We start from the raw sequence: 20,300 nt of genomic DNA on the forward strand, positions 1-20,300 counted from the left end.
CCCACCACCCCACGCGGGCCCACCCGTCACCCACCCACCCGTGCCACCCTGGACGCATGCCCGAAGGAGACACCGTCGCGCAGACCGCGCGGCGACTGCACACCGCCCTCGCGGGCCAGGTGCTCACCCGCTCAGACCTGCGCGTACCCCGTTTCGCGACGGCAGATCTGACCGGCCGGGCGGTCCTCGACGTCACCCCTCGCGGCAAGCACCTCCTCACCCGCATCGAGGGCGGCCTGACCCTGCACTCGCACCTCCGCATGGACGGTTCGTGGAAGGTCTACGCGCCGGGTGAGCGCTGGACCGGAGGCCCCGGGCACCAGATCCGCGCGGTCCTCGGGAACGCCACCCGCACCGCCGTGGGCTACCGCCTCCCCGTCCTCGAACTCCTGCGCACGACCGACGAGAACAAGGTCGTCGGCCACCTCGGCCCCGACCTGCTCGGCCCGGACTGGGACGCCGACACCGCCCTGCGCAACCTCCTGCGCGACCCGGCCCGCCCTCTCGGCGACGCGCTCCTCGACCAGCGCAATCTCGCGGGCATCGGCAACGTCTACAAGTCCGAGCTCTGCTTCCTGCTCCGCGTCACCCCGTGGCTGCCCGTCGGCGACCTCCCCGCCGGCACGGCCGCGCACCTGCCCGAGCTCGCCAAAAGGCTCCTCGAAACCAATCGCGACCGCCCGGCACGCGTCACCACCGGCAGCGACCGCCCGGGCCGGCGCCTCTACGTCTACGGCCGGGCGCCCCGCCCCTGCCTGCGCTGCCGCACCCCGATCCGCTCGGCCGACCAGGGCGACGGCGCACGCGACCGCCCCACCTACTGGTGCCCGGCCTGCCAGCACGGACCGGCCCCACACCCCTCCGCCGCCCACCCCGGGCCCACCAGATAGCCCCTACCAACCCCCGCCCACTAATTGACGGACCGTCAGAACTGCTCGTACGGTCCCCTCATGGCCCTCACCGCGTACGACCTCACCGGACGCACCGCATTCGTCACCGGCGCCGCGAGCGGCATCGGACGTGCCTCCGCCCTGCTCCTGGCCGAAGCCGGGGCCGCCGTTCACTGCGCCGACCGTGACGCGCAAGGTCTGCACGAGACGGCGACGCTCATCAAGAGCAAGGGCGGCACGGCCCACACCCACGCGCTCGACGTCGCGGACCGCGCCCAGCTCGCCGAGGCGGTGACGGCCGCCGTGGACGCGAGCGGCCGCCTCGACGTCATGGCCGCGATCGCGGGGATCATGCACAGCAGTTCCGTCCTGGAGACCCGCGACGAAGACCTCGACCGCGTACTCGGCATCAACTTCAAGGGCGTGCTGTACGCCTGCCAGGAGGCCGCCCGCGCCATGATCGCGACCGGCACGCGCGGCAGCATCATCACGATGGCCTCGGGCGCGGTGGACACGGGCGGCCCCGGCCTGCTCTGCTACGGCGTCTCGAAGGCCGCGGTCGTCCAGCTGACGAAGACGCTGGCCACCGAGGTCGGCCCGCAGGGCATCCGCGTCAACGCGGTCGCGCCCGGCTGGATCCGTACGCCCATGACCGGCCGGCACGACGCGGCGGAGCAGTCGCACACCGAGGCCGTGATGGTCCGGATGTCCCCGCTGGGCCGCGTCGGCGAGGCGGACGACATCGCCCACGCCGTCCTGCACCTGGCATCCGACGCGTCATCGTTCACCACGGGCCAGATCCTCCGCCCTAACGGCGGCGTCGCCATGCCCTGGTAACGGTGCCCCGACCAGCCCTTCCTGTTCCCCCAGCCGCCCTTCTTCTCCTCCCCGCACCCGCCACCCCCGCGGCCCGCGACTTCGGCACGCAGTGCACGGGCAGCAGGCTCAGCCCCCAGCCGCCGGCGGCCACCGCGCCCTCGAACGCCCCCACGTCGGGCGAGAACACGAGACGCAGCAGACCCCACCACCACAGCACCCCGAAGGCCACGACGGGTATCCACCGCACGGACCGCCAGCGCACGGACCGCCACGTCACGGACCGCCACGTCACGGCCGGTATCCGGAGTCGCGCCCTCCAGGCCACGGAGGCCACCTCCTGCCCGATGCCGGATCGAACCCGAACGCCGACGCCACACAGCTAGAGCGAGACGCTCCCGCACGTGGAAATCCCCTTCACCATGGCACGAATGTCCTGATGCGGGCATGTCGAGACGACCCGGCGCCCACGCCCTCCCCACCCGGCGCCCCACACCTGGGTACGCGAAAGCCCCGGCCGATCACCCGGCCGGGGCTTTCACACACTTATGAGTGACACCTGCACGAGACATCACGCCGCGCGAGATCACGCAGCGACGACGTCCACCGCTTCCGCAGGCGCCTTGATGGTCACCCGTTCCGGTGGGACACCGGCCACGGAGACGGAATTGAGCCGCGGGCGAACCGGTGCGGGCACCGGATCGGTACTGGCTGCCGACTCGGCCAGCTCGGCGAGAGCGAGCTCATCGCTCACCTCGCGCATGAGCTCGGACATCCGTACGTCAAGCGCGTCGCAAATAGCGGACAGCAGCTCGGAGGATGCCTCCTTCTGCCCCCGCTCCACCTCGGAGAGATAGCCGAGCGAGACTCGGGCGGACGAGGAGACTTCGCGCAGAGTACGGCCCTGGCGCTGGCGCTGCCGACGCAGCACGTCACCCAGCAGGCGACGGAGCAGAATCATCGGTGGCTCCCTCCTCGGACCGCGTAGCCGCATCCTTCACGCCCCACCGTACCGCCTTGCGCCGCGGCCGTGCGGGGAGCGATGTCGTGTTCACTCAGGGCTGTAAACATCAAAACCCCCCGTTCTGTTCCGTATCCTGTGCCCGCTCATTCTCTGCGCGTTCGCTCAAGAGCTGCTCAAGAAGCAGTTCAAGCACACTCCGTACACTCTCCCTACGGATTTCCGAACGGTCGCCGTTCAACCGCAGCTCGGCCACTTTCCGGCTACGAGCGAAACCGGCGCCCCCCGCCTCGGGCCGCGCGACCGCCGCCCCGGGCCGCTCGCCCGCCGTCTCGGGCCGCGCGATCCCGGTCTCCGGGCCGTCGACCGCGACGAAGACCGTCCCCACCGGCCGGCCGTCCTGTTCGTCAGGGCCGGCGACCCCGGTGGTCGCGATCCCCCAGTCCGCGCCGAGCACCCGGCGCACGCCGGTGGCCATCTGCCGGGCCACCTCGGGATCCACCGCCCCGCGCTCGGCCAGGAGAGTGCCGTCGACGCCGAGCACGTCCCGTTTGAGCTCCGTCGCGTACGAGGTCACGGATCCGCGGAAGACGCGCGAGGCACCCGGCACCGAGGTGATCTCGGCGGCCACGAGGCCGCCGGTGAGCGATTCGGCGACGGCGAGGCTCTCACCGCGCTCAGCGAGCAGCCGGAGCACCTCAGCGGCAGCACCAAGCCCCTCCGCCCCACCACCACCGAGCGCGCCGAGCGCACCGGCAGCAGAGGCCACCCCGCGGGACGCACCGGCACCAGAGGCCACCCCGCCGGACGCACCCGCCCCAGAGGCCACCCCGTCGGACGCACCCGCCCCGGAGGTCACCGTTCCGCCGCCGCCTCACGCTCGTCGCGCGCGGCCCGCTCGGCGGCGGCCATGCCCTGCCGGCGCAGCACCACGGCCTGCTTCACGTAGTCGAGTCCGGTGATCACGGTCAGTGCGACCGCCACCGCCATCACCCAGAAACGGAAGGTGGCCAGCGGTCCGGTCAGCGCCAGCACGTACATGCCGACGGCCGTGCCCTGCGCGAGGGTCTTCATCTTTCCGCCGCGGCTGGCCGGGATCACCCCGTACCGGATCACCCAGAACCGCAGCAGCGTGATGCCGAGCTCGCGGCCGAGGATCACTCCCGTCACCCACCACGGCAGGTCGCCGAGGCTGGAGAGACAGACGAGCGCCGCCCCCATGATCGCCTTGTCGGCGATGGGGTCGGCGATCTTCCCGAAGTCCGTGACGAGGTTGTACGTGCGGGCCAGATGTCCGTCGAAGACGTCCGTGATCATGGCGACGGCGAAGGCCGCCCAGGCCCAGGCGCGCCAGACGGGGTCATAGCCGCCGTCGGCCAGCAGGAGCGCCACGAAGCCCGGCACGAGGACGAGCCGGATCATGGTCAGAATGTTCGCGATGTTCCACAGGCTGGCCTGGTTGACGGCCGCAGCGCCCAGCTTGCCGCCGGGCGCCGGTTTTCCGGTACCGCCCGCAGCGGAGGCCGGCACTCCGGTCATCTGGCCGTCTCCTCAGCACACTCGAGCGGCTCGGCGACCAGGTCCACGCCCTGGGTGCCGATCACCTTCGCCTCGACGATACGGCCGACGCTCAGGCCCTCGCTGCTCGTGAGCAGGACCTGTCCGTCCGTCTCGGGCGCCTGGTGCTCGCCACGACCGACGGCGCCGTCCTCGTCGTCGATGGACTCGACGAGCACGCGGACCGTCTCACCGACACGCTCCTCCGCGCGCTGCGAGACCAGCTCCTCGGCGAGCCGCGACACGCGCGCGAGGCGCTCGGCGACGACGTCCTCGTCGAGCTTGTGCTCGTACGTCGCCGCTTCCGTGCCCTCCTCGTCGGAGTAGCCGAAGACGCCGATCGCGTCGAGCCGGGCGCCCGTGAGGAAACGCTCCAGCTCGGCCAGGTCCTCCTCGGTCTCGCCGGGGAAGCCCACGATGAAGTTCGACCGGACACCGGCCTGCGGCGCCTTGTCGCGGATCGTGGCGAGCAGGTCGAGGAAGCGGTCGGTGTCACCGAAGCGGCGCATGGAGCGCAGCACGGCGGGCGCCGAGTGCTGGAACGAGAGATCGAAGTACGGGACGACCTTGTCGGTGCCCGTGAGGACGTCGATGAGGCCGGGACGCATCTCGGCGGGCTGCAGGTAGCTGACACGCACCCGCTCGATCCCGTCGACGGCGGCCAGCTCGGGCAGCAGCGTCTCCAGGAGGCGGATGTCGCCGAGGTCCTTGCCGTAGGAGGTGTTGTTCTCCGAGACGAGCATGACCTCCTTGACGCCCTGTTCGGCGAGCCAGCGCGTCTCACCGAGGACGTCGCTGGGCCGGCGCGAGATGAAGGAGCCGCGGAAGGAGGGGATGGCGCAGAACGAGCAGCGGCGGTCGCAGCCGGACGCCAGCTTCACCGAGGCGACGGGGTTCGTGCCGAGGCGGCGGCGCAGCGGTGCGCGCGGGCCCGACGCGGGCGCGACGCCCTCGGGCAGGTCCACGGGCGCGTGTCCGGGAAGCGCGACCTCGGCGCCGGCGTCCTGCCGCTCGGCCGGGCTGATCGGCAGGAGCTTGCGGCGGTCGCGCGGGGTGTGGGAGGCGTGGATGCCGCCGTTGAGGATGGTCTGGAGCCGGTCGGAGATGTCGGCGTAGTCGTCGAAACCGAGTACGCCGTCGGCCTCGGGCAGGGCTTCCGCCAGCTCCTTGCCGTACCGCTCGGCCATGCAGCCGACGGCCACGACGGCCTGGGTTCTGCCATGGCCCTTGAGGTCATTGGCTTCGAGAAGGGCGTCGACGGAGTCCTTCTTGGCGGCTTCGACGAAGCCGCAGGTGTTGACGACGGCGACGTCCGCGGCTTCGGCGTCCTCGACGAGCTCCCAGCCGTCCGCCTCCAAGCGGCCTGCGAGCTCCTCCGAGTCCACCTCGTTACGGGCGCAGCCAAGAGTGACAAGGGCGACGGTACGGCGTTCGGGCATGGGCTCAAGACTACTTCGTCCCACGGACACCCCCGCCCGGGAGGGTTACCCGGAGGTCATCCCCGGGCAACCCTTCGCTCATCCGACCTCGGGATCGCCCTTGGTGTACGTGAGCCGCTCGACCTGTCCGGGCTGGAACTCGTTGGAGACCTGCTTGCCGTTCACATACAGCTGGATGGCTCCCGCGTCACCGAGGACGAGGTCGACCTTCTGGTTGTCCTGGAACGTCTTCGACTGGCCCTGTTCGAGCAGGCCGTCGAACATGATCCGGCCGTTGTGGTCCTTCGCGGAGATCCAGCTGCGGCCGTCCGCCGCGTTGATCTTGACCGTGACCTTGTCCCGGGGCGCGGCGGCGATCGCGCTGTCGGTCGGGTCGGCCTTGGGGTCGGTGGGCCTGGTGGGCTTGTGGGTCGCCGACGGCTTCGGCTTGCCGGTGGCCGGCGAGGCGCCGTCGGCCGCCTGCTGCTTGGCAGCGTCGGCGCCGCTGCCGCCGAACGCGGTGTACCCGACGAAGCCGATCACCGCGACGATCGCGGCGACCATGGCCGCCGTCCAGTTCGGCCGGCGCGGCTCGGACCTGATCCGCTCGGCCTCGAACAGGGGCGTGGCCGGCGTCGGCGCGGGCCGCCCGCCGTGCGCGTCGGCGTACCGCGCGAGCAGCGGTTCGGGGTCGACGCCCACGGCGCGCGCGATGGTCCTGATGTGGCCGCGGGCGTACACGTCGCCGCCGCACCGGGAGAAGTCGTCTTCTTCGATCGCCTGCACGATCGGGATACGCACCCGGGTGGACGTACTGATCTCGTCGACGGTCAGCCCCGCGTCGACGCGCGCCTGACGGAGGACGTGGCCGATCGAGGGAAGGGCGTCCGAGGGCCCGGTCGCCTGCTCGACGGCCGGCGGGGTCGTCGCGCGGAGGTCGTCCGAAGGACGGTCGTCTTCAGGGGAGTTGCCGATGGACACGGGGGCGCCTTTCGAGCGTGTAACCACCTGCTGGAGGTTCAGTCTAGGGGGGGTACGAAAGGGTGGGGCAACCGGGCGGTCAGACTTTGTACGCCATCGGAATGGCCGGGTGGGACGGCCGGTCACCGTGATGCTGGGGCATGGAACTGTCCCCTCCCTCAACTTGACGTACGGCGAAGAGAAACGGTTGCCTCACGCTCCCTTACGGGTGAGCCTCCCCCCGGATCACGGCGAGCACTCCATCCAGTTCGTCCGGCTTCACAAGTACGTCACGCGCCTTGGATCCCTCGCTCGGCCCGACGATGTTCCGCGACTCCATCAGGTCCATGAGGCGCCCGGCCTTCGCGAAGCCGACCCGCAGCTTGCGCTGGAGCATCGAGGTGGACCCGAACTGCGTGGAGACGACCAGCTCGGCGGCCTGGCACAGCAGGTCGAGGTCGTCGCCGATGTCCTCGTCGATCTCCTTCTTCTGCTTGGTCCCGACGGTGACGTCCTCCCTGAAGACGGGCGCCATCTGGTCCTTGCAGTGCTGGACGACGGCATGGATCTCGTCCTCGGTGACGAACGCGCCCTGCATACGGGTCGGCTTGTTCGCGCCCATCGGCAGGAACAGCCCGTCGCCCTTGCCGATCAGCTTCTCGGCGCCGGGCTGGTCGAGGATGACGCGGCTGTCGGCGAGCGAGGAGGTGGCGAAGGCGAGCCGGGAGGGGACGTTGGCCTTGATGAGGCCGGTGACGACGTCGACCGACGGGCGCTGGGTGGCGAGCACCAGGTGGATGCCGGCCGCGCGCGCGAGCTGCGTGATCCGCACGATCGAGTCCTCGACGTCGCGCGGCGCGACCATCATGAGGTCCGCGAGCTCGTCGACGATGACCAGCAGATACGGGTACGTCTTCAGCTCGCGTTCGCTGCCCTCCGGCGTCTTGAGCTTGCCGTCGCGGATCGCCTGGTTGAAGTCGTCGATGTGCCGGTACCCGAACGCCGCGAGGTCGTCGTAGCGCAGGTCCATCTCCCGCACGACCCACTGCAGCGCCTCGGCGGCCCGCTTGGGGTTGGTGATGATCGGCGTGATCAGGTGCGGGATGCCCTCGTACGCGGTCAGCTCGACGCGCTTGGGGTCGACGAGGACCATGCGGACGTCCTCGGGGGTCGCCCGGCACATGATCGACGTGATCAGGCAGTTGATGCACGACGACTTGCCCGAGCCGGTGGCACCGGCGACGAGGATGTGCGGCATCTTCGCCATGTTGGCCATGACATAGCCGCCCTCGACGTCCTTGCCGAGCGCGACGAGCATCGGGTGGTCGTCCTCGGCGGCGTCGGCGAGGCGCAGGACGTCGCCCACGTTGACCATCTCGCGGTCGGTGTTCGGGATCTCGATGCCGACGGCGGACTTGCCGGGGATGGGCGAGATGATCCGGACGTCCGGCGACGCGACGGCGTAGGCGATGTTCTTGGCGAGGGCCGTGATCTTCTCGACCTTCACGGCGGGGCCGAGTTCGATCTCGTAGCGGGTGACCGTCGGACCGCGCGTGAAGCCGGTGACGGCGGCGTCGACCTTGAACTCGGTGAAGACGTTCGTCAGCGAGTCGACGACGGCGTCGTTGGCCGCGCTGCGCGACTTCCCGGGGCCGCCGCGCTCCAGGAGGTCGAGCGACGGCAGGGAGTACGTGATGTCGCCGGCGAGCTGGAGCTGCTCGGCGCGCGGCGGCAGGTCCCGCATGGTGTCGGGCGCGGACTTGGTCAGGTCGGGCACGCCGGACTTCGCCGGCGCGGGCTCGGGGGCCGTCTCCTTGGCCGGGGTCTTGGCCCGCGCGGTCGGCACCGGAGCCGTGCGCTCCGGCCCGCCTTCCCGCTCCGCGCCGACGCCCTGCGTGAGATCGGCGACCAGCGGCGAGGGCGGCATGCCGTGCAGCACCGCACCGTCGAGCGCCGCGGCGGCGGCCGCGGCCACGTCGACGGCGTCCATGGGCCGGTCCAGGACGGGCTGCACGGGAGTGCGCCGGGGCCTGCGCCGCTTGGACAGGGCCTCCTGCTCTGCCTGATCCGGGTCGTAGGCCCCAGGGTCCGCGGAGGGCCGCCTGGAGCGCACGGGCCGGGCCCCGCGCCACTGCTCGTCGTACTCCTCGTCGTCCCCGGCCGCGCCGAACGCCTCGTCCTCCGGGTCGGGGTGTACGACGCCGAGCTTCACGCCGAGCAGCTGCAGGCGCTGCGGGATCGCGTTGACGGGCGTCGCCGTGACCACGAGCAGCCCGAAGACGGTGAGCAGTACGAGGAGCGGCACCGCGAGGACATCGCCCATGGTGAAGCTGAGGGGGGTGGACGCGGCCCAGCCGATGAGTCCGCCGGCGTCCCTTATGGCCTGCATTCCGTCGCTGCGGGCGGGCGAGCCGCAGGCGATGTGGACCTGGCCGAGCACGCCGATCGCGAGCGCGGACAGGCCGATCACGATGCGCCCGTTCGCCTCGGGCTTCTCGGGGTGCCGGATGAGCCGGACCGCGATGCCGCCGAGCAGCAGCGGTACGAGCAGGTCGAGGCGGCCGAAAGCGCCCGTGACCAGCATTTCGACCAGGTCGCCGACGGGCCCGCGGAGATTGGACCAGGTACCGGCCGCGGTGATCAGCGCAAGGCCGAGGAGCAGGAGGGCGAGGCCGTCCTTGCGGTGCGCCGGGTCGAGCCCCTTGGCGCCGCGCCCTATGCCGCGGAACATCGCGCCGACGCTGTGTGCGACGCCCAGCCACAGTGCGCGGGCGAGCCGGTACACGCCCCCGGTGGGGCTGGGCGCCGGCTTGGGCGCGGGCTTCTTCCCGACGGCCTTCCTGGCGGGCGCCTTCTTCGCCGGGGCCTTCTTCGCGGCGGCCTTCTTGGCTGGGGCCCTCTTCGCCGGAGCCTTGGTCGGCGCGGCCGCCTTCTTCGCGGGCGTCTTCTTGGCTGCGGGACGTGAGGCCATGGGTGTGAGGTTACCGGTGGAGACCACTGCGGACACGTGTGCCCAGGGCTTCACCCGTCTGTGTCGCGGATCGGTGCGCCCTGAGGTGACGCTTCCTCAAGATGCTTCCCCAGGACCCTTCCCCAGGAGCCTTCCCCAGGACGGAAGCTTCCCCAGAACGCTTCCTCGAAAGGCCGACCGCTGCTCAGTTCTGCGACGGCAGCGTGGCGGCTCCGCTGCCGGTGCCGGGCTCCAGGGCGTCAAGAGCGCGGCGCAGGCCGGTGAGTTTGCGTTCGAGGTGGGCGGCCGTGGCGACCGCGGCCGCGTCGGCCGACTCGTCGTCGAGCTGCTTCGACAGCGCCTCCGCCTGCTCCTCGACGGCCGCGAGCCGCGCGGAGAGTTCGGCCAGCAGACCGGCGGGCTCCTTGGAGTCGCCGACGGCCGACTTGCCGCCGCCTTCGAGCTGGAGCCGCAGCAGGGCCGCCTGCTCCCGCAGTTGGCAGTTCTTCATGTACAGCTCGACGAAAACGGAGACCTTCGCGCGCAGGACCCACGGGTCGAACGGCTTCGAGATGTAGTCCACCGCGCCGGCCGCGTACCCACGGAACGTGTGGTGCGGGCCGTGGTTGATGGCCGTGAGGAAGATGATCGGGATGTCGCGTGTCCGCTCGCGGCGCTTGATGTGCGCGGCGGTTTCGAAACCGTCCATGCCCGGCATCTGGACATCCAGCAGAATGACCGCGAAATCGTCCGTGAGTAGTGCTTTGAGCGCTTCCTCCCCGGACGATGCCCGCACCAGTGTCTGATCGAGCGCGGAGAGGATGGCCTCCAGCGCCAGCAGATTCTCCGGCCGGTCATCGACCAGGAGGATCTTGGCCTTCTGCACCATGGCCCGCCCTCCTCGCCCCGGCATGGGGCCGCCCCTGTCCGCAGGACTTGGGACGGCTCCGGAAGCCGTCCCAGGGGACGACTCCCTTGCGCCGCCCGTCCTTGTGCCGGTCATGGTAGCCGCACCCCGCCTGTCGCCACACCCTGTCACCGCGATGTCACCGTGTACGTAGCAGAAACGCGGTGGGAGACCAAAAGGTTCCCCGCATACGGCGGTTCTACACGGCTTCGGCCACACTCAGTCAGCAACTGCGCGGCAATACACCCCTGCCCGGTCACTCCCCGCTCATCCACTGCTCCATCACCGACAGCAGATGGTCGGGATCGACCGGCTTCGTGACGTAGTCGGAAGCCCCGGACTCGATGGCCTTCTCCCGGTCGCCCTTCATCGCCTTCGCGGTGAGCGCGATGATCGGCAGCCCGGCGAACTGCGGCATCCTGCGGATCGCCGTCGTCGTCGCATAGCCGTCCATCTCCGGCATCATGATGTCCATCAGGACGACCGTCACGTCGTCGTGCTGCTCCAGGACCTCGATGCCCTCCCGGCCGTTCTCGGCGTACAGCACGGACAGGCCGTGCTGCTCCAGGACGCTGGTGAGCGCGAACACGTTACGGATGTCGTCGTCGACGATGAGCACCTTCTCGCCGCCGAAGTGGAACGTGGGGCGCTCCTGCGGTGCCCCTTCCTCCGCGGCCCCCGCCCACTGCTCCTGGGCACGGTCGGGCGCGGGCGACACCGGCGCCGGCCGGCCGGGCAGCGCCGACCTCTGCTCCGGCGCGGCCACCTGCCTGCGGCGCCGCCTGAAGAGCGCGGCCGGCCCGTGCTGGGTGTCCTGGTACGACCTGACCTCCGGCGGCATCGACGCCTCGGGCGGCATGGTGCCCTCCACGGGCGGCAAGGCCCTCCCCGGCTCGATCGTCGGAGCGAGCTGGGGGTACCCCTGGGGCGGCAGCTCGCTCGGGTGCAGCGGCAGGTACAGCGTGAACGTGGAGCCGCGCCCCGGTTCGCTCTGCGCGTAAATCTCGCCGCCGAGGAGCCGTGCGATCTCACGGCTGATGGACAGGCCGAGGCCCGTACCGCCGTACTTACGGCTCGTCGTCCCGTCGGCCTGCTTGAACGCCTCGAAGATGACCCGCATCTTGCTGGACGCGATGCCGATGCCGGTGTCGGTCACCGAGAAGGCGATGAGGTCACCGTCCGCCTCCCGCAGCGAGCCCGCCTCGAGGAGCTGCTCGCGGATGGCGTCGGGCACGTCCGCGCTCGCCGGCCTGATGACCAGTTCGACGGCTCCGGAGTCGGTGAACTTGACCGCGTTCGACAGCAGGTTGCGCAGCACCTGGAGCAGGCGCTGCTCGTCCGTGTGGAGCGTCGCGGGCAGTTCGGGAGAGACCCGTACGGAGAAGTCGAGGCCCTTCTCCGCGGTCAGCGGGCGGAAAGTGGCCTCTACGTAGTCGACGAGCTGCACCAGGGCGATGCGGGTCGGCGACACGTCCATCTTGCCCGCCTCGACCTTCGACAGGTCGAGGATGTCGTTGATCAGCTGGAGCAGGTCGGAACCGGCGCCGTGGATCGTCTCGGCGAACTCGACCTGCTTCGGCGTCAGGTTCGAGTCCGCGTTGTCGGCGAGCAACTTGGCGAGGATCAGCAGGGAGTTGAGCGGCGTGCGCAGCTCGTGCGACATGTTCGCCAGGAACTCCGACTTGTAGCGCATGGAGACCGCGAGCTGTTCGGCACGCTCCTCCAGGACCTGCCTGGCCTCTTCGATCTCGGTGTTCTTGACCTCGATGTCGCGGTTCTGCTGGGCCAGCAGCTCGGCCTTCTCCTCCAGCTCCGCGTTGGACGCCTGGAGCGCCTTCTGCCGGTTCTCCAACTCGGCCGACCGCTCCCGCAGTTGCTCGGTGAGCTCCTGCGACTGCTTGAGCAGCACCTCCGTCTTCGTATTCACGGAGATGGTGTTCACGCTGGTCGCGATCATCTCGGCGATCTGGTTCAGGAAGTCCTTCTGGATCTGCGTGAACGGCTGGAAGGTCGCCAGCTCGATGACTCCGAGGACCGTGCCCTCGAAGAGCACCGGCAGGACGATGACATGCGCGGGCGGCGCCTCACCGAGCCCGGAGGCGATCTTCAGATAGCCCTGCGGCACGTTCTCCACGAGGATCGTGCGCCGCTCCTGGGCGGCCGTCCCGATCAGCGTCTCGCCGGGCCGGAACGACGTCGGCATGGACCCCATCGAGTAGCCGTAACTGCCCAGCATCCGCAGCTCGTACGCGTCCTCGGGCGCGCCCGCCGCCTCCGCCTCGTCCGTCGGCAGCGCCAGGAAGAACGCGCCGTGCTGCGCGGAGACGACCGGCGTCAGCTCGCTCATGATCAGCGACGCCACGTCCTCCAGGTCGCGGCGGCCCTGCATGAGGCCCGAGATACGGGCGAGGTTGCCCTTGAGCCAGTCCTGCTCCTCGTTGGCCACCGTGGTGTCGCGGAGGTTGGAGATCATCTTGTTGATGTTGTCCTGCAGGGCCTGGATCTCGCCCGCCGCGTCCACGTCGATCTTGAGGTTCAGGTCGCCGCGGGTCACCGCCGTCGCGACGGCCGCGATGGCGCGCACCTGACGGGTCAGGTTCCCGGCCATCTCGTTCACTGACTCGGTCAGGTCGCGCCACGTGCCGTCGACGTCACGCACCCGCGCCTGACCGCCCAGCTGACCCTCCGTACCCACCTCGCGGGCGACTCGCGTCACCTGCTCGGCGAACGACGACAGCTGGTCGACCATCGTGTTGATCGTCGTCTTCAGCTCGAGGATCTCGCCCCGGGCGTCGATGTCGATCTTCTTGGTCAGGTCGCCCTTCGCGATGGCGGTCGTGACCATCGCGATGTTGCGGACCTGTCCGGTCAGGTTCGACGCCATGCCGTTCACGGACTCGGTGAGGTCCTTCCACGTACCGGAGACTCCGGGTACGCGGGCCTGCCCGCCGAGGATGCCGTCGGTGCCCACCTCGCGGGCCACCCTGGTGACCTGGTCGGCGAACGAACTCAGCGTCGTCACCATCGTGTTGACCGTGTCCGCGAGCTGCGCGACCTCACCGCGGGCCTCGACCGTGACCTTCTTGGTGAGGTCACCGTTGGCGACGGCCGCCGCGACCTGCGAGATGTTCCGCACCTGGCTGGTCAGGTTGTTGGCCATCAGGTTGACGTTGTCGCTGAGGTCCTTCCAGATGCCCGTGACGCCCCGCACGCGTGCCTGGCCGCCCAGCTGGCCCTCCGTGCCCACCTCGCGGGCCACCCGGGTCACCTGCTCGGCGAACGACGACAGCTGGTCGACCATCGTGTTCACGGTCGTGACGAGTTCGAGGATCTCGCCCTTCGCGTCGACGGTGATCTTCTTGGACAGGTCGCCGCGCGCCACGGCCGTGGTGACCTCGGCGATGTTGCGCACCTGAAGGGTCAGGTTGTTGGCCATGCCGTTCACGGACTGCGTGAGGTCCTTCCAGGTGCCGGAGACACCCTGGACCTCGGCCTGCCCGCCGAGGATGCCCTCCGTACCCACCTCGCGGGACACCCGCGTGACCTGCTCGGCGAAGTTCGAGAGCTGGTCCACCATCGTGTTGAGGGTGTTCTTCAGCTCCAGGATCTCGCCGCGCGCGTCCACGTCGATCTTCTGCGACAGGTCACCGCGGGCCACCGCCGTCGCGACCTGCGCGATGTTGCGCACCTGGGCAGTGAGGTTGCCGGCCATGCCGTTCACGGAGTCGGTCAGGTCGCGCCACACACCGGCGACGCCGGGCACCTGCGCCTGACCGCCGAGCCGGCCCTCCGTACCCACCTCGCGGGCCACGCGGGTCACCTGGTCGGCGAAGGCGGAGAGCTGGTCGACCATCGTGTTGATGGTGTTCTTCAGCTCCAGGATCTCGCCGCGCGCGTCCACGTCGATCTTCTGCGACAGGTCACCCCGCGCCACCGCCGTGGTCACCTGGGCGATCTGCCGCACCTGTGAAGTCAGGTTCCCCGCCATGAAGTTGACGGAGTCCGTGAGTTCCTTCCAGGTGCCGGACACGCCGTCGACGCGCGCCTGACCGCCGAGGCGGCCCTCCGTACCCACATCACGCGCCATACGGGTCACCTGGTCGGCGAAGCTCGACAGCTGATCCACCATCGTGTTCACGGTGTTCTTCAGCTGGAGCATCTCGCCGGACACGTCGACGGTGACCTTCTGCGACAGATCACCGTTGGCGACCGCCGTCGTCACCTGCGCGATGTTGCGCACCTGGCCCGTCAGGTTGCGGAAGGCCGTGTTGACGGAGTCCGTCAGGTCCTTCCACGTGCCGGCCGCGCCCTGCACCTGCGCCTGGCCGCCCAGCTCACCCTCGACACCGATCTCCCGCGCCACACGGGTCACTTCGGAACCGAACGCGGAGAGCTGGTCCACCATCGTGTTGACGGTGTTCTTGAGCTCGAGCATCTCGCCCGCGACGTCGACGGTGACCTTCTGCGACAGATCACCGTTCGCCACCGCCGTCGTGACGGTCGCGATGTCACGCACCTGAGTGGTCAGGTTCCGGAAGACCGTGTTCACCGAGTCGGTGAGGTCCTTCCACGTACCCGCCGCGCCCGGCACGTTCGCCTGGCCGCCGAGGCGCCCCTCCGCACCGACCTCGTTGGCCACGCGCGTGACCTCGTCGGCGAAGGTGCGCAGCGTCTCGGTCATCTGGTTGATCGTCTCGGCGAGCTGGGCGACCTCACCGCGCGCCGAAACCGTCACCTTCTGAGACAGATCACCGTTGGCGACAGCCGTCGTCACCTGCGCGATCCCGCGCACCTGGGCCGTCAGGTTGCCGGCCATGAGATTTACGGAATCCGTGAGGTCCTTCCACACACCCGCCACACCCGGCACCTGCGCCTGGCCGCCGAGCTCGCCTTCCGTACCCACCTCGCGGGCCACCCGGGTGACCTCGGAGGAGAACGACGACAGCTGATCGACCATGGTGTTCACGGTGTTCTTCAGCTCGAGCATCTCGCCCGCGACGTGAACCGTGACCTTCCGGGACAGATCACCCTTGGCCACGGCGGTCGTCACGAGAGCAATGTCACGCACCTGAGCCGTCAGCCGGTACGCCATCGTGTTGACCGAATCCGTGAGGTCCTTCCACGAACCGGACATACCGCGCACCCGGGCCTGGCCGCCGAGCTTGCCCTCCGTGCCCACCTCGCTGGCCACGCGCGTGACCTCGTCGGTGAACGTGGACAGCTGATCCACCAGGTTGTTGACCGTGCGCCCGACCTTCAGGAACTCGCCCCGCAGCGGATGCCCCGCCCCGTCGGGCACCTGCGACCGCAGCTCCATGCGCGGCGACAGATCACCCTCTGCGACCGCCGTGAGCACCCGCCCCACCTCGGAGACAGGGCGTACGAGGTCGTCGACCAGGGCGTTCGAGGCGTTGATCGCCGCGGCCCACGAGCCCTCACAGGCGCCCGCCTCGAGCCGCTCCGTGAGCTTGCCCTCCCGGCCGACCATGCGCCGCACGCGCGACAACTCGCCGGTGAGGTGCAGGTTCCGGTCCGCGACCTCGTTGAAGACCGCCGCGATCTCGGCCATGAGGCCGTCTCCCGACACCGTGAGGCGCTTGCGGAAGTTACCGTCCCGCATGGCCACCAGCCCGGCGAGCAGTCTGTTCAGGGCAGCGGTGTCCACCGCTGTGGTCCCATTGCGCGGTTTACGCTGCTTTGTCAGGGACTGACCGCCCTTTGCGCGCGTATTCGTGCCTCGCGACGCTGCGCCAGACTCCACTGTGTCCCTCCCGCAAGGGTCGGCCGTACTGCTCGGATTGCTCGGGTTCTCTTCGGAAGCCTGCCCAGTGTTTCACCATGGCAGAACCAGGCCATAACAGTTCGGCAGCTTCGCACACCCTCCGCACACCCTCTGGGCGGAAAACACTGACGACCGGCATCCGCATGGACGGCGAAGGTAAGTAACCTTGGCAGCGGCTGTCCACCCACCCCGGTCCGCCCGGCCAGGGCGGTGGCACGAGGACGACGGGCATCGGAGGGGGCGGCCGCGCCATGAGTTCGGGAGACCTGGGCGTCGAGACTCGTACGACTGATACTGGGAGTTCTGTGATCACCGCGCGCGCGGCTGCCACCTTCGACCCCGTCGGGCGGTCCGTCGCGACCGCCCGCGCCTTTGTGCGCGACACCCTCCAGGGGTGGGGCTTCCCCGACATCATCGACGACGCCGTCGTCCTCACCAGCGAACTCGTGACGAACGCCGTGGTGCACGCCGGCACGTCCGCCGAGGTCCTGTGCCTGCGCACCGACGACGGCGTACGCATCGAGGTCGCCGACCGCTACCCGGAACGCGAGATCCCGCTCCAGCAGTCCGCGGTCAGCATGGGCAGCCCCGACCGCGAGGGCGGCCGCGGCCTCCAGCTCTGCGCGGCCCTCGCCACCCGCTGGGGCGTCGACTACACCCCGACGCACAAACTTGTCTGGTTCCAACTCGCCCTTCCCCAGCGCTCCGTGGGCACCCGCACCGCCGGCCCCGCCCTCCCCACCGAGGTCCTTCCCCTGGCCGCCGACGGCAGAGTGCGGGTCGCCGTCGTCCAGATCGACCGCACCGGAGCCGTCTCGGCCTGGAGCGAGGACGCGGAACACCTCTTCGGATACGTCGCCGAACAGGTCATCGGCAAACCTCTCACCGACTTCGCGGCCTGGCCGCACACCCCCGGCACGAGCACGGGCATCGCCGAGGCGCTGCAGCTCTCGCGCTGGGAGGGCAGCTACGGCATCCGCGGCGCCAACGGCCGCGTGACACCCGTCTACGCCTCCCACCTCCGCGTCCGCGACGCCGACGGCGAACCGTCCACGGTCTGCCTCCTCGTCCGCGACCACGAACGCGCCGTCCTGCAGACCCCGTTGCGCGGCCAGACCACCGCGGAGACCGGCACCCTCTCCGAGGGCAACGCGTCCGACCCGTTCGAGGTCTTCATCGGCTCCCCCGCCCCCGACGACCTCGACGGCCTGCTCCAGCGCACCGTCGAGCGCGCCCGCGACATGCTCGACGGCGACTCCGCGTTCCTGCTCCTCGCGACCGACGACGAGACCGAACTGGAGGTCCGCGCCTCCACCGGCCTCCCCTCGGCCCGCCAGCGCTTCGCCCGCGTCCCCGTGGAGGTGGGCCCGGGCCGCTACGGCTCGGCCCGCATGCCGGCCGTCCACGAGGACCTCACCGTCGTCCCCGGCGCCGTCCCCCTCCTCAACGGCACGGGCATGCGTTCGGTCGTCACCGTCCCCCTCAAGGTCGAGGGCCGCCTCACCGGCTCGCTCGGCGTCGCCGCCGAAGCACCCGACCGGTACTCGAACGAGGAGGCCCTGCGCCTCCAGTTCGCCGCCGACCGCATCGCCCTGGCCGTCGAGTCGGCCCGCCTCGGCGAGCTGGAGAAGCTCCGCCGCGGCTCTCTCAGCTTCCTGGTCGAGGCATCCGACCTCCTCGCCGGCACCCTCGACCGCGACCAGACCCTCGCGCTCATGGCCCAGATGACGGTCCCGACGCTCGCCACCTGGTGCGCCGTCTACACGATCGCCGACCAGTCCTCGGAGCCGTACCTCTCCTACGTGCTGCACGAGGACGAGGAGCGTATCGACGGCCTCAAGGCGCTCCTCTCCAAGATCGCCCCGCCGGACCCGGTCCCCACGCCCGGCGCCCGCGTCTGGGCCGCCCCCTCCGAAGCGGCCCACCAGGCGGCTCTGCGGACGTCCATGCGCAGCCTGGGCCTCGGCGCCCCGGCGAGCGTCAGCTCGGGCATCGGCACGACCCTGGCGACGGCCGCGGCGGTCGGCGGCGAGACCGTCGTCCTCCCCCTGGTCGCCCGCAACCGCGTCATCGGCATGCTCACACTCGGCAAGCCGTCCGACGAACACTTCCGCCAGGAAATCCTGGAACTGGCCGAGGACTTGAGCCGTCGAGCCGCGCTCGCCCTGGACAACGCGCGCCTCTACTCGGAGCGCATGGCCATCAGCCGGTCCCTCCAGCGCAGCCTGCTCCCTCCGGAGCTCCCGCACATCCCGGGCGTCGAGGTCGAAGTCATCTACCGCGCGGCCGGCGAGGGCAACGAGGTGGGCGGCGACTTCTACGACCTGTTCCCCATCCGCGACGGCGCGTACGGCTTCGCCATCGGCGACGTCTGCGGTACGGGTCCGGAGGCCGCGGCGGTCACCGGCCTGGCCCGGCACGCCCTCCGCCTCCTGGCCCGCGAGGGCTTCGGCGGCCCCGCCGTCCTTGAACGCCTGAACGCCGCCATCCTCGACGAGGGCGCCCGCAGCCGTTTCCTCACGCTCCTCTACGGCGAGTTGTGGCCGCAGGAGGACGGCTCGGCGGTCCTCAAGATGGTCTGCGCCGGCCATCCGCTCCCCCTGCGCCTGCGCCAGGACGGCACGGTCGAGCCGTACGCGGAACCGCAGCCGCTCCTCGGCGTCATGGAGGACCTGGAGCTCTACGAGCAGACGATGACCCTCGACCCGGGCGACGTCCTCCTCTGCGTCACGGACGGCATCACCGAGCGCCGCGAAGGAACCCGCATGCTCGGCGACGACGGCCTGGCAGACGTCCTGACGACGTGTACGGGCCTCACGGCCGGCGCCGTCGCGGCCCGCATCATGCGTGCCGTGGAGCGTTTCGCCTCTGACGCCCCGTCGGACGACATGGCCATCCTGACGATGCGCGTCCCCGGACTCCACAAGGACTGAAAGGGCCGAGGGCCCCGCGGACAACGCGAAAGGCCCCCGCCCGAAAGGGCGGAGGCCTTCATATCTGAGCCCCCATGCGGAATCGAACCGCAGACCTTCTCCTTACCATGGAGACGCTCTACCGACTGAGCTATAGGGGCCGGTCGCTTTCGGGGTTTCCCCCGCAGCAACAGAATTAAGCATACCCGAACTTGAGAGCGCTTCGAACCGCCCCGCCCGCGCTTCAGAACGCCGGCTGGAGCAGCCCTCCGAGCGCATTGCACGCGGACACGACCTTGTGCAGGTCCCGCCGGGACAGCGAGGCACTGAGAGGCAGCGCAAGCGTCTCGTCGGCCGCGCGCTCCGTCTCCGGCAGCGCGACGTCACGCCGGAACCGCGGCAACCGGTGCACGGGGGTCTTCACCGGCACACGGCAGTCAATTCCCCTGGCCCGCACGGCATGCGCGAAGGCGTCCCGGTCCGGCCGGCCGTTGCCGGGCACCCGCACGACGTACTGCTGGTAGCTGTGCCGGTCGCTCCCGAGCGGCGTCCGCACCCCACTCAACCGCGCGTTCAGATAGCCGGCGTACGCCCGTCGCTGCGCGAGACCGTCGTGCGACTGGTCCGACTCTCCGTGCTCGAGAACCAGCAGCCCACGCCGCCCACCGATCTCCCGGAGCCGCGCCACATCGGCGGGCTGCCCGAAGCGGTGTATGGCGATGATCCCCGCGGTACGCCCGCTGACGCCAGCTTCGACCGAACTCGGGTCGAGGCAGTACGTGTCGGGGTCGATGTCCGCGAACACCGGCCTGGCACCGGCCAGTTCGACCGCCTCGGCGACCTCGACGTTCCCGTAGGCGGGCACGATGACCTCGTCACCGGTTCCGATACCGACGGCCCTCAGCATTGCAACTGTCCCCATGACACGGGATGTTGGCCGCGCAACGTGAACGACAAGTGACGCAAAACAAAAAAGAGCTGGTCCCTGAACCGAAGTTCAGGGACCAGCTCTTTGAATGATAGTTCGGCGGCGTCCTACTCTCCCACAGGGTCCCCCCTGCAGTACCATCGGCGCTGTGAGGCTTAGCTTCCGGGTTCGGAATGTAACCGGGCGTTTCCCTCACGCTATGACCACCGAAACACTATG

Annotated in this window: 12 protein-coding genes, 1 tRNA gene and 1 rRNA gene; 3 read left to right on the forward strand and 11 right to left on the reverse strand. The window is 70.1% G+C overall.

The features are described 5' to 3' along the window. The first annotated feature begins 56 nt into the window (after positions 1-56). Both EOT10_RS37590 and EOT10_RS37595 read left to right on the forward strand, forming a co-directional pair. Positions 57-890 (forward strand): Fpg/Nei family DNA glycosylase, encoded by an 834-nt coding sequence (locus tag EOT10_RS37590; RefSeq protein WP_127832884.1) that lies wholly within the window; start codon positions 57-59, stop codon positions 888-890. Positions 891-950: 60 nt separating this feature from the next. Beyond that, positions 951-1,727, forward strand: a complete 777-nt coding sequence (locus EOT10_RS37595) for an SDR family NAD(P)-dependent oxidoreductase (protein WP_127832885.1) — start codon at positions 951-953, stop codon at positions 1,725-1,727. A gap of 565 nt (positions 1,728-2,292) precedes the next feature. Here the strand turns inward: EOT10_RS37595 and EOT10_RS37605 are convergent. The 8 genes from EOT10_RS37605 to EOT10_RS37640 all read right to left on the reverse strand — a co-directional run bounded on the left by EOT10_RS37605 (position 2,293) and on the right by EOT10_RS37640 (position 16,220). Next, positions 2,293-2,667, reverse strand: a complete 375-nt coding sequence (locus EOT10_RS37605; RefSeq protein ID WP_127832886.1) for a helix-turn-helix domain-containing protein — start codon at positions 2,665-2,667, stop codon at positions 2,293-2,295. Positions 2,668-2,776: 109 nt separating this feature from the next. Continuing rightward, a complete protein-coding gene (locus EOT10_RS37610) occupies positions 2,777-3,364 on the reverse strand; it encodes a CinA family protein (protein ID WP_127832901.1) in 588 nt (195 codons plus the stop codon). A gap of 158 nt (positions 3,365-3,522) precedes the next feature. Further along, entirely contained in the window at positions 3,523-4,206 is a 684-nt protein-coding gene (pgsA, locus tag EOT10_RS37615; RefSeq protein WP_127832887.1) for a CDP-diacylglycerol--glycerol-3-phosphate 3-phosphatidyltransferase, read from the reverse strand. Continuing rightward, on the reverse strand, positions 4,203-5,663 hold the full coding sequence (gene rimO / locus EOT10_RS37620) for a 30S ribosomal protein S12 methylthiotransferase RimO (RefSeq protein WP_127832888.1): 1,461 nt from the start codon (positions 5,661-5,663) through the stop codon (positions 4,203-4,205). Before rimO ends, pgsA begins: the two co-directional genes overlap by 4 nt. A 78-nt stretch (positions 5,664-5,741) precedes the next feature. Further along, positions 5,742-6,623, reverse strand: a complete 882-nt coding sequence (locus tag EOT10_RS37625) for a helix-turn-helix domain-containing protein (protein ID WP_127832889.1) — start codon at positions 6,621-6,623, stop codon at positions 5,742-5,744. Between the two features lie 202 nt (positions 6,624-6,825). Next, positions 6,826-9,573 (reverse strand): DNA translocase FtsK, encoded by a 2,748-nt coding sequence (locus EOT10_RS37630; RefSeq protein WP_223281439.1) that lies wholly within the window; start codon positions 9,571-9,573, stop codon positions 6,826-6,828. A 184-nt stretch (positions 9,574-9,757) separates the two neighbouring features. Then, positions 9,758-10,441 (reverse strand): response regulator, encoded by a 684-nt coding sequence (locus EOT10_RS37635; protein WP_127832891.1) that lies wholly within the window; start codon positions 10,439-10,441, stop codon positions 9,758-9,760. A gap of 274 nt (positions 10,442-10,715) precedes the next feature. Then, the gene (locus tag EOT10_RS37640) at positions 10,716-16,220 is read right to left on the reverse strand and encodes a HAMP domain-containing protein (protein WP_127832892.1); all 5,505 of its coding nucleotides are present in this window, start codon (positions 16,218-16,220) and stop codon (positions 10,716-10,718) included. A gap of 272 nt (positions 16,221-16,492) precedes the next feature. Between EOT10_RS37640 and EOT10_RS37650 the strand changes: the two genes are divergently transcribed. Then, complete coding sequence (locus EOT10_RS37650; protein WP_223281440.1) at positions 16,493-19,174, forward strand: SpoIIE family protein phosphatase; 2,682 nt, start codon at positions 16,493-16,495, stop codon at positions 19,172-19,174. Between the two features lie 67 nt (positions 19,175-19,241). Here the strand turns inward: EOT10_RS37650 and EOT10_RS37655 are convergent. From EOT10_RS37655 to rrf, 3 genes are all read right to left on the reverse strand, one after another. Beyond that, positions 19,242-19,314 (reverse strand) — tRNA-Thr (locus tag EOT10_RS37655). A gap of 83 nt (positions 19,315-19,397) precedes the next feature. Next, positions 19,398-20,060, reverse strand: coding sequence for a DegT/DnrJ/EryC1/StrS family aminotransferase (locus EOT10_RS37660; RefSeq protein ID WP_189492608.1), 663 nt, complete (start codon positions 20,058-20,060; stop codon positions 19,398-19,400). A 115-nt stretch (positions 20,061-20,175) separates the two neighbouring features. Further along, a 5S ribosomal RNA gene (rrf, locus tag EOT10_RS37665) occupies positions 20,176-20,292 on the reverse strand. Positions 20,293-20,300 lie beyond the last annotated feature (8 nt).

This window comes from Streptomyces antnestii, assembly GCF_004005495.1.
GTDB classification, from domain to species: domain Bacteria; phylum Actinomycetota; class Actinomycetes; order Streptomycetales; family Streptomycetaceae; genus Streptomyces; species Streptomyces antnestii.